Origin of the sequence: Microbacterium gorillae (assembly GCF_050990725.1) — a bacterium.
Taxonomy (GTDB): Bacteria; Actinomycetota; Actinomycetes; order Actinomycetales; family Microbacteriaceae; genus Microbacterium; species Microbacterium gorillae_A.
Genome location: NZ_CP158844.1, coordinates 1,627,531 through 1,640,454, shown reverse-complemented (window position 1 = coordinate 1,640,454; position 12,924 = coordinate 1,627,531). Strand labels below are relative to the sequence as shown.

The following is a 12,924-nucleotide window of genomic DNA, read 5'->3' as shown; positions in this document are numbered from 1 at the left end:
TGGTGTCCTTTGAACTGCGCGTCGATGGATCAGCGCGTCGGGGTGTTTGATGAAGCGGCGAGCTCGCGTCGGCGAGCACGGCGTTCTGCTTGTTTGTTCGGATCGGCGATGGGAGCCGCGAGCATCAGCCTTTTGGTGTAGTCGTGAGCGGGCTCGTCGATGACACGGTCGACCGGTCCGTGCTCGAGGATCTCGCCTCGATACATCACGGAGACCTCATGGCTGATGTAGCGGACAGCACCGATGTCGTGCGTGACAAAGAGGTACGACACGTCGGTGTCTCGCTGAATCTCGATGAGCAGGTCCAGGATTCGCAGCTGGGTGGACAAGTCGAGCGCCGATACCGGCTCGTCGCACACAATGACGCGAGGGTCGACTGCGAGAGCGCGGGCGATTGCGACTCGCTGACGCTGGCCGCCTGAGAACTCACGGGGTAGACGATCTGACGCATCCGATGGCAGACCGACCTGGTCAAGCAAGCCTCGAACTTTGCTTCGTGCTGCCGCCCGCCCGGTGCCGCGCGCAACGAGCGGTTCCGCAAGGATGTCCGCCACGGTCATTGACGGGTTCAGCGACGAGTACGGGTCCTGGAACACGACCTGGATCTCGTTTGAGAGCCGCTTCTGGTCTGCGCGCGTCCGCCTGGATATCGGGGTGCCGTCGTATTCGATGATGCCGCTGCTCGGTGTGACCAGCCCCACGAGTGCGCGCCCAAGTGTCGTCTTCCCCGAACCAGACTCACCGACCAGCCCGAGCGTCCTCTTCGCGAAAAGGTCGACTGAAACGCCGTGCAGCACCTGCGTGGATTTCGACCGGAATCCCTTTCCCGGGTAGCTCACGATGAGCTCACGGGCTGACAAGAGCGGGGTGGGGGTCATGCGTGTGCCTCTCGTGCCGTGCGCGACGGACGTCCCTCAAGGTTCGCGGCGAGGAGCGCGCGCGTGTACGGGTGTTGTGGGCTCTCGAAGATCGCGCCCACGCTGGCGGCCTCGACGATCTCACCGTGCTGCATCACTGCGACGTGGTCACAGATGTCAGCGACGACGCCGAAGTTGTGAGTGATGAGGAGCATCGCGGTGCCCATCTCCTGCTGCAGCTCACGCAGCAGATCCAAGACCTCGGCCTGAACGGTTACGTCGAGCGCCGTTGAGGGCTCGTCTGCGATGAGGAGATCGGGTTTTGCGGACAGCGCGCCAGCAATCAGCGCGCGTTGCGCCATGCCGCCCGAAATCTGGTGAGGGTACGAACGCATCACCCGCTCAGCGTCAACGAGGCCAACCCGATCCAACATCTCTTTGACGGTCTGACGTGCTTCAGCTTTGCTCACTCGAGTGTTCGCGCGGAGGCGCTCCACCAGTTGGCTGCCGATGGTGAACATCGGGTCGAGGTTCGTCATCGGCTCCTGGGGGATGTACGCAATGCGCTTGCCAAGTAGCGCCCGCATCGCCTTCGGCGTTGCCGTGTCGATGCGCTTTCCGTCGAAGTAGATGCTGCCGCCGGTGACGATCCCGCCAGGGCTCAGCAAACCGAGCGCTGCGAGCGAGGTCTGCGTCTTCCCGCTGCCCGACTCACCGACAAGCCCCAACACTTCTCCCCTACGCACCGTCAGGGAGACGCCGTGCACCACTTCAACCGCCTGTGAGCGACTTGTCTGGTACGCAACGGTGAGGTCTTCGATGTTGAGGACCGGCGTCGTATCCGTGTGCTCACGGTCTGTGGCGGTTCCGGCGGCGGCGCGTGCACGCCGGCTCCGTGCTGCGGCGCCAGGGGCGACACGAGTTGCGTTGCCTTCCTCGAGCGCGTCGCGGAGCGCGTTACCGATGAGCGACGCAGCGCCCGCGGTCAGGCCAATCATCAGGCCAGGCCACAGAACCAGCAGCGGCGCGGTGTAGATCGTGCGGAAGGCGTCGGAAAGCATGACTCCCCAGCTGGGGATGCTCGGGTCGCCGAGGCCGAGGAAGTCCAGACCGGCCTGGATGACCACTGCGAGCCCAACCGCGCCGGCGATCTGAATCAGCAACGGCCCCCGGACGACGATAAGAATGTGGCGGAACAGGATACGGCCGGTGCCGAGACCGAATACTCGCGCGGCGTCGACGTATGCATCATTGCGGACTGACCGAACGTTCGCCCGTGTCATGCGGAAGAAGCCCGGTGAGACGAGCACCCCGAAGATCGTCATCGAGATCCAAATGGACCGGCCGAGCGCGGCGGCGCTTGCCATCAGGATGATGATGCCCGGCAGCGACATGAGAACGTTGGCGATCCATTCACCGACCATGTCGAACCAGCCACCGAAGTAGCCCGCAAGCAGCCCGGAGGTCACACCCAGGATGCTTGAGACGACGAGGACAATGAGCCCTGACAGCAGGCTTGCCTGACCTCCGTAGAGGAGGCGCGCAAGGACATCACGCCCCACCCCGTCGGTGCCGAGCGGGTGCTCCAGGCTCGGGCTCGCGAACGTGATACCCAACGAGGTTTGATTGGGATCGGAGCCGGCGATGACTGGCGCGAGCAAGCTGACAGCGACAATCGCAATGAGGACGACAGCCGCGACCACTCCCATCGGTTCGCGCAGGAAACGTTGGAACGCATTGCGGCGCCGAGGAGTGTGAGCGACAGCGTTGACTACTGTGAGCGAGGTCACGAGATCCGCACCTTCGGGTTCAGGAAGCCGTTGACGAGGTCAATGACGAGATTGACAATGATGACGACCGCGACGGAGAGCACGACGACTCCCAGGACAAGCGGCAGGTCGCCTGTCGCAGTCGCGGTCTCAGCGACAGAGCCGATGCCGGGCAACGCGAACACCTTCTCGATGATGACCGTGCCCCCGAGCAGTCCGATGAACTGCAGCGACAGGACGGTGAGAGAGGGAGGCGCTGCGTTGCGCAGCGCGTGAACGAACAGCACCCGACGTTCCGGCACGCCCGCCGCCCGCAGGGTTCGTACGAAATCGGACCCGAGAATGTCGATGAGCGAACCTCGGAGAATCTGGGCAGTCGCGGCGATAGAGCCGATGGCAAGCGATGCGACGGGCAAGGTGATTGTTGCCAGCCAGCCGCCTGGCGAGGTACTGAATGGCACGTACCCAGTCGCCGGGAACAGTCCTGCAGTTACCGCGAGACTGGACACGAGCACCAGCGCCACCCAAAACCCGGGCAGCGCGAACCCAACAACGGCGATGATCTGGACGGCCCGGTCAACCCAGCCACGATAGACAGCTGCGGCAACGCCGAGAACCGTCGACAATACGGCGGTGACCAGCACGGTGGTGACCGCGATAGTCAAGGTGACGGGCAGACGCGCGGTGAGCACACTGGTCACCTGCTCGCCGGTGAACCAAGACCGTCCGAGATCGCCCTGGGCTGCGTTGAGCAGCCACTCACCGAATCGGACGAAGAACGGGTTGAGTAGACCGAGCTCGCTCGCGCGCTGTTGAACCTGCTCGTCGGTGGCCAATGGCCCGAGAATGCCGCGCGCAACCGCCACTCCCCCGGTGAGGTTCAGAAGCGTGAAGGTGAGCAAGGACACGACGACCAGCAAGACGATGCTTGAGCCGACACGCTTCGCGAAGTAAAGAATCATGGTGTTCCTCTGAACACGGCCGGCCGAGAGCGAGACTGCCACTCTCGGCCGCCCGAGGCTCACTCGGCAGGCGAGAAGTTGTACAGGCTCGGGATGGTCTGCTGATACTGCATCTCGACCGAGATCTTCGTCGGGTTCGTCGCATACGGCGACGCAACTCGGAACCACGGAGCGAACCACGCATTCTCAACGATGTAGGTGTTCACAGCCCGGACGGCTTCCGTCTGCGCAGCTTCATCGGTTGCTGTGCGCACGCTCTCAATAAGCGTGGTCAGCTCGTCAACCTGGTCGTTCAATGGGTTCCACGGTGCTGTCGGAGCGACCAGCTGGTTGATCATCTCCCAGCCGCCCTTCGCACCGAACTGCATGGTGTTGATTGGCGACTTGCCTGTGGTCATCGAGACAAGGAACGTGTTGAGGTCCTGCGTTTCCCAGGTGACGCGAATCCCGACCTCGGCCAGCTGCTGGGCGTACACCGCGAGCGTGTCTGCGGGGGTCTGCGCGAAGACAATCATCGTGACGTCGAACCCGTCCGGGTATCCGGCCTCTGCCAGCAGCTCCTTTGCTCGGGCGGGGTCGTAGTTGTAGGCCGCGTCCAGCTCGGCTACGTATCCGGGATCCTCTGGGCTGAAGATCTGGGTGGTTACCGTGCCATAGCCGTGCACGACCGTTGCGAGCACCTGGTCGCGGTCGATGGCGTAGTTGAGCGCCTGACGGACCTTGAGCTCACCCAGGGGCTCAGACAGCTGGCCCGTGCGGTCGAAGATCATGAACCCAGACCAGTCGCCTTCAACAGTGTCGATCTTGGCGCCTGCGTTCTCGAACTGGCTCAGCGTGTCGACCGACGCTGGGGCAGCGTCGATTTGGCCCGATGCGAAGGCGTTGGCGATAGCGGCGGGGTCGGTGAAGACACGGACCTCGACCTTGTCGAAGTTGACCGTGGCCTCGTTCCAGTAGTCGTCTCGCTTCTCGAACGTGTACACACTGCCCGATGTGCTGCTCGCCGCGTCGTAGGTGTACGGACCTGAGCCGGACGGCGTGGTTGCCAGCTCGGGGTCAGCCAGTCCTTCAGGACTGACCTGCAGCCCGGCGACCGTCGTCAGGTATGACACCAGCGAGGGGTTGGGCGCGGACAGCTTGAGAACGATGGAATCGTCACCGGCGACCGCTACCGATTCGAGCTCCGCGAGCATCGATCCCTGCGGCCCTCCACCGGCCTTGAAGTGCTCGAGGTTCGCGACGGCAACCTCGGGCGTGAACTCCTCCCCGTTCGCGAATGTCACATCGTCGCGCAGCGTGAGCGTGAGTTCGGTGTTGTCCTCGTTGTAGGACCAGTCGCTGGCGAGCCACGGTTCGATGGTGCCGTCCGGGGCCTTGTACAGCAGCGAGTCGTACACCGCTTGGGCGTACTGCAGCATGTTGCCGGCGTCGCCCATCTGAGCGGGATCAAATGACTGCGGTGCGTTCGCCAGCCCCAGCTTCAATGTGGTTGTTGCGGAGTCGGGCTGGCCGGCGCTCGGTGCGCAAGCCGTCAGCGCGAGCGCTGCTGCAGCGACGACAGCGAGAATGCTGCCGGTGCGCGTTCGGGTGGATTTCAAGGGGAACTCCTTCGTTCTGGTAACTCGACATGTGAGTGCAGGAGTGATGTTATGTAGATCAATCTACATAAGTCAAGCCACGCTTCGGAAGCTGCTGCTGGCCGAACCTAAGATGAGGGAGTCGCTTCGAGCACGACGCGGTGAACCTCGAGAAGGAGACACAGGGTGGGACGAGCGCGAATCGAAGATGTTGCTGCGCGAGCGGGTGTTTCGCGGGCTGCGGTGTCGAAAGTGATCCGTGGCGCGTACGGCGTTAGCCCTGGCATGCAGGCGCGTGTCGAAGCCGCAATCGCGGAGCTTGGCTATCGCCCTCGCGCGTCCGCGCGGGCGATGCGCGGGGCGAGCTTCACGATTGGCGTGGAATCGCCGGCGCTCCTCGGTACGGACTTCCTGCCCACCATCATCTTCGGCGCCGCTCAGGCGCTTTCGCGCGCAGGCTATGACCTGATCTCGCTGCCCGTTCTCAGCGTCTGGGACAGCGCCAACGCCTTGGAGCGGCTCATCGACAGGCCCGTCGATGGCGTCATCTCGCTTGGAACCATTGTGTCCAGCGAGGATCTGACCGCGATGGCCGCAGGTGTTCCGATTGTTGCCATCGGTCGGCACGAACGCTCGGATGCCTTCGACACGGTGTGCAGCGATGACGAAGCCGGCGCGACTCTCGCGATGACACACCTGCACGACCTCGGGCACCGCAACATCGCACATGTGACGTTGGCACTGCCCGGCAGCCTGGACACAGCGTTCGACGGTCATGATGTGCGAGCCCGCGCATACGAGGCGTACATGACGAACGCGGGACTCAAACCAACCGTCGTACGGGTTGACCCGGAGCGACCTCGGGAGGGAATCGCAGAGTTCTTCAACTCCCAGACTCATGCCACAGCCGTCTTCGCCGCGAATGACGGCCTCGCGCTCGATGTTCTTGCCGTACTTCGCGAGGGAAATGCGACACGTGAGTCGGTGTCTGTCATCGGCTACGACGGGGCTCCAATCACCGCGCACCCACTCATCGGACTCACCACGATGGACCAGAACGGAGTCCACTTGGGTTCGACCGCCGCGACCGTGCTGCTTGAGAGACTCAAAGGCCGGGACACGCCGGTCCATCACCGGACAACCCCGACCATTCGCCCGGGGCTGACGACGTTTGCACCAGCGTGACGCGTTGATGTCTGAGTCCCAGTCATAGGCATCACTGACACCGCGACGCAGGCGGGCGGGCGTTCGCTCGCATCGACGCCCGCCCGCCCAGGCGTTCAGCCCTCCTTGACCGCGTCGAGCAGTTGCATGAGCACGGCCTCCACGTCGAGCGTGGCGCCTGCGCTCTGCTGCGCGAATCCGAGGATCGTTCGCAGGGGCATCGTGCCGAATAGTGGGAGCGAGTCGTCGTTCGTGAGCGCGTCACCGGGTTGCCCCATACTCACCATCGCGCCCTGCAGGACTTGCAGCCCTACTGGGTGCGAAGCCCACTCGAGCAGTGTTGACGCGTCGTCCAGTTCAAAGGCGGGCGCGTCCATAGTGAACGCCAGGACCTCCTGCAGCGGCAAGTCTCGGGAGTTCGGTCCGGCGTGGATCGTGAACTCCCCTGGCTCGACAGTCCAGCCACCACGACCCCAGTACGCGAAGGCACGTTCGTCAAGATCGAGGGTCACCACCCGAGTTTCCCCCGGCTCCAGCCAGACCTTCGAGAAAGCCCGCAGCTCTCGCTTCGGTCGCGCAACTGAGGCATGGGTATCAGCGACGTAGACCTGAATGACGTCGGAACCCGCTCGGTCCCCCGAGTTACTGACCGTGACCTGCACAGTCGCGCGGGCAGTGTCCGCGTCCGGGACGGAGACTGTGAGGCTGTCGTAGCGGAACGTGGTGTAGCCGAGCCCGAATCCGAACGGGAACGCAACCTCGCGCTCGGTCGCGTCGTACCACCGGTAGCCGACGTGGAGACCTTCCACCACGCGCGATCCGCGGTGATTGTGACAGCGGCCACGATGAAGGCGACGAGGGCGACGACGTCCAGCGGCCATTCCCACCGGTGCAGGCTCACTGTCCGCCGCCTCCTCGTCATCATCATGCGGATGATTCTCTCACCCGCTCCATCGGACTATCGTTGATGCCCCATCACCGTCCGACCCCCACGGCATCACGCGCGGGAACCGGGGCGTTCTCAGGCCGTGGCGCGGGCTGCTGGTCAAGACCTGCCCCTTCGACATCGATAGCGGGAAGGATGCGGTCGAGCCACTTGGGAATCCACCATGCTGCCTTGCCCAGCAACGAGAGCGCTGCCGGCACGAGAATCATCCGGACGATGAACGCATCCGCGATGACGCCGACGGTGAGAGCCATAGCGATGGAGCCGACCAGGGAGGAATGGCTCATGGCAAATCCTCCGAAAACGGCGGCCATGATGGCGGCTGCCGCCACGACGACGACTGCCGAGTGTCGGAAACCCGCGCGCACGGCCTCCAGTGGTGCCAGCCCCCGCTCGTGAGCCTCGTGCATGCGAGAGACGAGGAACACCTGGTAGTCCATCGCCAGCCCGAAGAGAATGCCCGTGACCACGATGGGCAGGAGGCTCAGCAGCGGGTTCCCCTGCGGAGCTTGGACGATGACGTCGAGCCAGCCCCACTGGAAAATCGCGACCGTTGCACCCAGGCCGGCGCCGAGCGACAGCAGGAAGCCCGCGGTCGCTACGAGGGGGATGAGAAGCGAACGGAACAGGATCACCATCAGGACCAGCGAGAGTCCGACGATGAGTGCGATGTACAGCATGAGGGCGGACTGCAGCTGCTCGTCGGAATCCAAGCCGATTGCTGTTGCTCCCGTAACGAGAAGCTGCGCTCCGCTGATCTCGCCGTCCTCGGCGCGGATGTCGTGCACGAGGTCTGTCGTGCGCGAATCGAGCGGGCCGTACTTCGACATGACCGTCAGCATCGCCGTGTCACCGTCGTCCGTCACAGCGGCGGGGATCACCATGTCGACGTTGTCGAGTTCGGCAAGGTTGTCGACGACACGGGAAAGCACCGTTTCGACATTGTCGGATCGCACGAGAACGACCAGCGGGTCCTGGGCGCCGTCGCCGAACTTGTCAGCGACGATCTCGTAGGCGGCGCGCTGCGTAGAGTCGGGATCCTCTCCTCCCGGCATGGTGAGCGCCGTCTGCATCGACATGAGCGGCACAGCCGCCACGACGAGCAGTGCCGTGCCTCCCAGGAGGCTGAGTGCGCGACGCCTCGTGACGAAACGCGCCCAGCCGGCGATGAAGCCGTTCTTCTCCGTGACGTCCGTCCCCACCAGCTTGCGGTCCCGGCGCGACAGAGCCCGAGTGCCCATGAACGAGAGCAAGGCGGGGACCAAGGTCAGCGCCATCAGCACAGCGATTGCAACCGCAAACGCTGCGGCGAGACCCATCTCTCCAAGGAACGGGATACCCACTACCGTCAGCCCGGTCAACGCGATGATCACGGTGGCTCCGGCGAAGACGACCGCAGACCCGGCAGTGCCGACGGCGACGCCAATGGCACTGTGCAAGCCTCTCCCCTCGCGAAGCTCGGTGCGGAACCTCGCGAGGATGAACAGTGTGTAGTCGATCCCGACGGCGAGGCCGAGCATGACGGCCAGGATCGGGGTGAGGGACCCGATGGGGGTCACCGCGGAGAACGCCAGCACACCGAGGATTCCTACAGCCACGCCGATGAGCGCGGTGAACATGTTCGCGCCGGCCGCAACCAGGGAGCCGAAAGTGATGAGAAGGACCAGGAACGCGAGGGCCGCGCCGACGATCTCGCTCGGCCCGAGGATCTCCGGCACCCCTTCACCGAGTGAGCCGCCGACTTCGGCGTTCAGACCATCAGCACGCAGAGTCTGCGCGACTTCTGCGAGGCGCTCGGTGGCGGTTTCTGCATCTGCGGCGTTGTCCACGGACACGGTAGCGACCGCAGTCGAGAGGTCTTCGGAGATGTACGGACGGGTCTGGTCAAAGGGGTCGGAGACGGACTCCACCCCGTCGATGTCACGGACGTCGGCGAGCGCATCCGCGATGCTAGTCATCGCCTCTGCATCGACAATGTCGCCGTCCGGGTTCTGGATGACGAGTTGCAACGAGCCGACATCCGAGTCGTCCGGGGGGAATTCCTCATCCAGCACGCTCATTGCCTCGCTGGAGGGAGTGCCCGGAACATCGAAACCCCCGTCGCCGAACTTCATCCCGGATAGCGCGACCACGGCAAGCACGGCGACGGCCAAGAGCCAGGAGATCAGCACCGCCCAGCGATGACGTGCGGAGAACCGGCCGAGCCGGGAAAGTAGTCGAGCCATGAGAGTCCTTCGAAAGGCGCATAAGCGTGCGCGCGAGTGCTTTCTTCAACTCTGATTTCTCCGCGTCGCGCTCGCGTGGTCCGTGCGCAGGCTTCGATGTACTGCGTTGGCAGTAGACGCGACGCTGAACCCGTGAACGAAAACAGTACATCTGCTACATTTTTGCCACCGTACTTCGTCGATGAGGACCCATGCCACGTACACCATCTGTAGCCCCGCCCGCCCGGCTTGTTAGCGAGGGAGGGGTGAAGCACCTTCACGTCCATGGCCAGCGCTTCGTCGTCCTCGGGGGTGAGCTACACAATTCCTCGAGCAGCAGCCGCCCCGCCATTCGAGATGCCTTCGATGCCCTGGACGGCATGAATCTCAACACCGTTCTGGCGCCTGTCTCGTGGCGACAGCTGGAGCCCCACGAAGGGGAGTTCGACTTTTCTCTTGTCGACGAGCTCGTCTCCACAGCGCGTGACAAGAATCTGCATCTGATCCCGCTCTGGTTCGGGGCATGGAAGAACGGGCGCTCAACTTACGTTCCCGACTGGGTGCGATCCGACCCGGAGCGCTTCCCCCGAGCCGAGATCAGAACGAACGAGACTCGCGACTGCCTGACCCCTTTCGCCACCGAAGCCGCAGAAGCGGACGCGCGGGCCTTCGCCGCACTCATGGCGCACGTCCGGGACATCGATGCCGCCGAAGGAACCATCGTGATGGTCCAGGTGGAGAACGAAGTCGGAATCCTGGGGGATTCCCGAGACCGGAGCGCTGCGGCAGAACACGCCTACCGCAGCAGCGTCCCGGAAGACGTGCTCGCCGCGCTCCGCACGGATGCACCTCTTCGCATTCGAGAGTCGTGGCGCTCTCGCGGTGAACACCAAGCAGGCACGTGGTCAGAGATGTTCGGAGACACCACAGACACTGATGAAGCCTTCATGGCGGCGGCCTATGCACGCCATGTCGAGCGAGTCGCCGCCGCGGGAAGAGCCCAGTACCCGCTCCCACTGTTCGCGAACGCCTGGCTGTATACGCAACTCGAGGTTGCAGATGGCAATCCGGCGGGGGGACAGGAGCCAGGCATCTACCCCAGCGGTGGCCCACTCCCCCATGTGGGAGCGATCTGGAGCGCACTCGCGCCCTCGCTGGACTTGCTCGTCCCCGACATCTACTTCGGGGACTTCGACCAGATCTGCAGGGACTACATCGGCCTCAGTGGCGGTCTTCTCATCCCGGAGATGCGCCGAAATGTCGCTGGTGTCGCAGACGCGTTCGTCGCCTTGGGCTCGCACTCCGCCATCGGGGTCTCACCGTTCGGCATCGACACCACGGAGTTGCCCGAGGGTGAGGCCTTGTTCGATGCCTACGGGGCGCTAGCGGTCCTCGCAAAGGTCAACTCTGCGCCTCCCATCGGGAGCTTCAGACTTCATGCCGAGCTCGAGCAGCAAGAGCTTGCACTGGGGAGGTACACCGCCATTGCACGACGCGAGCCGAACAGGGTTGGCGGGTTCCACGAGTGGGGCTATGGGCTCATCGTTCAGGAGTCTGAGGACACGTTCCTCGCATGCGGCAGAGGAGCTGAACTGTCGTTCTTCTGCGCAGAAGGTCGAGCGGAGATCGTCAAGGTCGAAGAGCTGAGAGTTCACGAAAGCGGCGTGGAGGTCTACCGGGAGCTCAACGGTGACGAGACAGAAAGCGGCAGCGTTGTGGTCTTGCCGTCTCTCGAACCGCGACCGCCATCCGACGCGTACCACATCCCCTCCATCCGCCGGCGCAGTGGCGTAGTGCGGTTCACGTTGGCGACCCCGCCGCCCGCCACCGCTCCGCCCGCCGAGCCATCGCGGTAGGCGCGTGCATAAATGGCGGGCGGTCGGACCCGAGTTGCTCAGCGGATTGACACGCGTCAAAAACAGTGGTTCCCTGTACCTATCAACATCGATATCGGCCCCCCCCGAAGCCGACTCGGACCAGAGCGCCCGATGACGGGCCCGTGATGAAGGCAAACCCATGAGACGCAAAGACGCGGCAAACATCGTGCCGACCAACACACCTATCGAGGACGTATCTCAGCTCACCTTGCGGGCGGAGGATGAGGAGGATCCCACGACGGCGGAGCTGCGCATTCCGAAGGTGGGGCCGGGCTTTGTCTTCGTGTACAGCTTCGCGTACTTCGGGTACTTCCTGTGCCTGTTCATGCCCGCGCTCTTCAGCCTCCCCTACAAGATTCAGCTCGTCGACCCCGCGAGCAAGGAGACCGTGCTCGGTCTAGTCGTCGGTATCAGTGCCATCGTTCTGCTGCCGGCAGGACCGGTACTCGGTGTACTCAGCGACCGAAGCAAGTTCGCCTGGGGGCGACGCCGGCCGTTCCTCATTCTCGGCTTCTCGGTCTTTGCCATCAGTGCGTTCCTGATTGCCATCGCGCCGAACGTGCCTCTCATCCTCGTCGGATACGTGATCGCTCAGCTCGCCGCATCCCTCGTAGGCGTCGCCATGAACCCCACCCTCGCCGAACACGTGCCCCCCGCACAGCGAGGCAAGCTGGGCGCGCTGAGCGGCGTTATGGCGTCGATTGCCGGCGTCTCCGCCACCCTGGTTGGCAGCCTGTTGCTGAACAACGTGGTGCTGCTCTTCCTGGCCCCCGTCGCCGTCTTCGGGCTCGGTGTGCTGCTGTGGGTACTCGTCATCCCCGACAGCCCTGCACCGGAGCGTTTTCAGTCCGTCAAGGTTGGATCGTCCCTGCGTAGCCTGCTGTTCAACCCACTCAAGCACCCGGATTTCTCGCTGGTGTGGGTCGGAAAGCTGTGCATCGGAGTGGGAACGGCATTCTTCAGCACCTACCAGCTGTACTTCCTCCTGGACCGACTCGGCTTCACCGCGGAACAGGCGGGTCAGCAGCTCGCTGTCGCCGGCGGGCTGGCCCTGCTCGCGACTATCGGATTCACGATCCTGGGTGGGTTCCTTTCGGACAAGTTGCGCCGGCGTAAGCCATTCATCTACATCGCGGCGGGGATGATCGCCGCGGGTATGGCCATCGCAGCTATCGCACCTGACTTCGGGATCTACATCATCGGAGGCGTGCTCATTTCCGCTGGTTCCGGCGCGTTCAACTCGGTCGATCTCGCCCTTGCCTCTGACGTCTTGCCCGACCCTGCCGCTGGCGGAAAGTGGATGTCGATCTACCAGGTGTCCGGCACTCTGGCGACCGCTATCGGGCCTGTCATCGCGCCACTTCTTCTCGCCATCGGCGGAGGGTCCGGAAACTACACAGCCCTCTTCATCGCGGGTGGAGTCTTTGCCCTCGGCGCCGCAGTCACCGCAGCCCGCGTCCGCGGAGTGCGGTGACCCGCTAGTTCCCCGGTGCCGCCGTGTGGCCGAGTGACAGCTCTCCGGCCACACGGAAGCATCTTTTATCCAGGGCGCCTTCTCTCGCGTCGGC

The 12,924-nt window shown here is 63.9% G+C and carries 9 protein-coding genes; 3 read left to right on the top strand and 6 right to left on the bottom strand.

Annotation, left to right across the window (positions count from 1 at the left end; translation table 11 throughout):
- Nucleotides 1-29: 29 nt before the first annotated feature.
- The 4 genes from ABTV68_RS07170 to ABTV68_RS07155 are packed head-to-tail and all read right to left on the bottom strand — an operon-like array spanning nucleotide 30 to nucleotide 5,186.
- Nucleotides 30-878, bottom strand: coding sequence for an ATP-binding cassette domain-containing protein (locus tag ABTV68_RS07170; protein WP_433676942.1), 849 nt, complete (start codon nucleotides 876-878; stop codon nucleotides 30-32).
- Nucleotides 875-2,647, bottom strand: coding sequence for a dipeptide/oligopeptide/nickel ABC transporter permease/ATP-binding protein (locus ABTV68_RS07165; protein ID WP_433676941.1), 1,773 nt, complete (start codon nucleotides 2,645-2,647; stop codon nucleotides 875-877). Before ABTV68_RS07165 ends, ABTV68_RS07170 begins: the two co-directional genes overlap by 4 nt.
- Nucleotides 2,644-3,651, bottom strand: a complete 1,008-nt coding sequence (locus ABTV68_RS07160; protein ID WP_433676940.1) for an ABC transporter permease — start codon at nucleotides 3,649-3,651, stop codon at nucleotides 2,644-2,646. The genes ABTV68_RS07165 and ABTV68_RS07160 overlap by 4 nt, the downstream gene beginning before the upstream one ends.
- The gene (locus ABTV68_RS07155; RefSeq protein ID WP_433676939.1) at nucleotides 3,648-5,186 is read right to left on the bottom strand and encodes an ABC transporter substrate-binding protein; all 1,539 of its coding nucleotides are present in this window, start codon (nucleotides 5,184-5,186) and stop codon (nucleotides 3,648-3,650) included. Before ABTV68_RS07155 ends, ABTV68_RS07160 begins: the two co-directional genes overlap by 4 nt.
- 222 nt (nucleotides 5,187-5,408) lie before the next feature.
- On the opposite strand from ABTV68_RS07155, the gene ABTV68_RS07150 reads away from it, so the two are divergent.
- Nucleotides 5,409-6,350 (top strand): LacI family DNA-binding transcriptional regulator, encoded by a 942-nt coding sequence (locus ABTV68_RS07150; RefSeq protein WP_433676938.1) that lies wholly within the window; start codon nucleotides 5,409-5,411, stop codon nucleotides 6,348-6,350.
- 95 nt (nucleotides 6,351-6,445) lie between these two features.
- Here ABTV68_RS07150 and ABTV68_RS07145 read toward each other — a convergent pair whose 3' ends face one another.
- Nucleotides 6,446-7,141, bottom strand: a complete 696-nt coding sequence (locus tag ABTV68_RS07145) for a fibronectin type III-like domain-contianing protein (protein WP_433676937.1) — start codon at nucleotides 7,139-7,141, stop codon at nucleotides 6,446-6,448.
- 163 nt (nucleotides 7,142-7,304) lie between these two features.
- A complete protein-coding gene (locus ABTV68_RS07140; RefSeq protein ID WP_433676936.1) occupies nucleotides 7,305-9,500 on the bottom strand; it encodes an MMPL family transporter in 2,196 nt (731 codons plus the stop codon).
- 245 nt (nucleotides 9,501-9,745) lie between these two features.
- Between ABTV68_RS07140 and ABTV68_RS07135 the strand changes: the two genes are divergently transcribed.
- Both ABTV68_RS07135 and ABTV68_RS07130 read left to right on the top strand, forming a co-directional pair.
- Entirely contained in the window at nucleotides 9,746-11,335 is a 1,590-nt protein-coding gene (locus ABTV68_RS07135) for a DUF5597 domain-containing protein (RefSeq protein ID WP_433676935.1), read from the top strand.
- A 160-nt stretch (nucleotides 11,336-11,495) separates the two neighbouring features.
- Nucleotides 11,496-12,830 carry an MFS transporter gene (locus tag ABTV68_RS07130; protein WP_433676934.1) on the top strand — a complete coding sequence of 445 codons (1,335 nt, stop codon included), beginning with the start codon at nucleotides 11,496-11,498 and terminating at the stop codon, nucleotides 12,828-12,830.
- The last annotated feature ends 94 nt before the right edge of the window (nucleotides 12,831-12,924 follow it).

Excerpts from the sequence above, each read along its gene's own strand:
- ABTV68_RS07170 (WP_433676942.1), bottom strand. The coding sequence starts at position 878 with ATGACCCCCACCCCGCTCTTGTCAGCCCGTGAGCTCATCGTGAGCTAC.
- ABTV68_RS07140 (WP_433676936.1), bottom strand. The coding sequence starts at position 9,500 with ATGGCTCGACTACTTTCCCGGCTCGGCCGGTTCTCCGCACGTCATCGC.
- ABTV68_RS07130 (WP_433676934.1), top strand. The coding sequence starts at position 11,496 with ATGAGACGCAAAGACGCGGCAAACATCGTGCCGACCAACACACCTATC.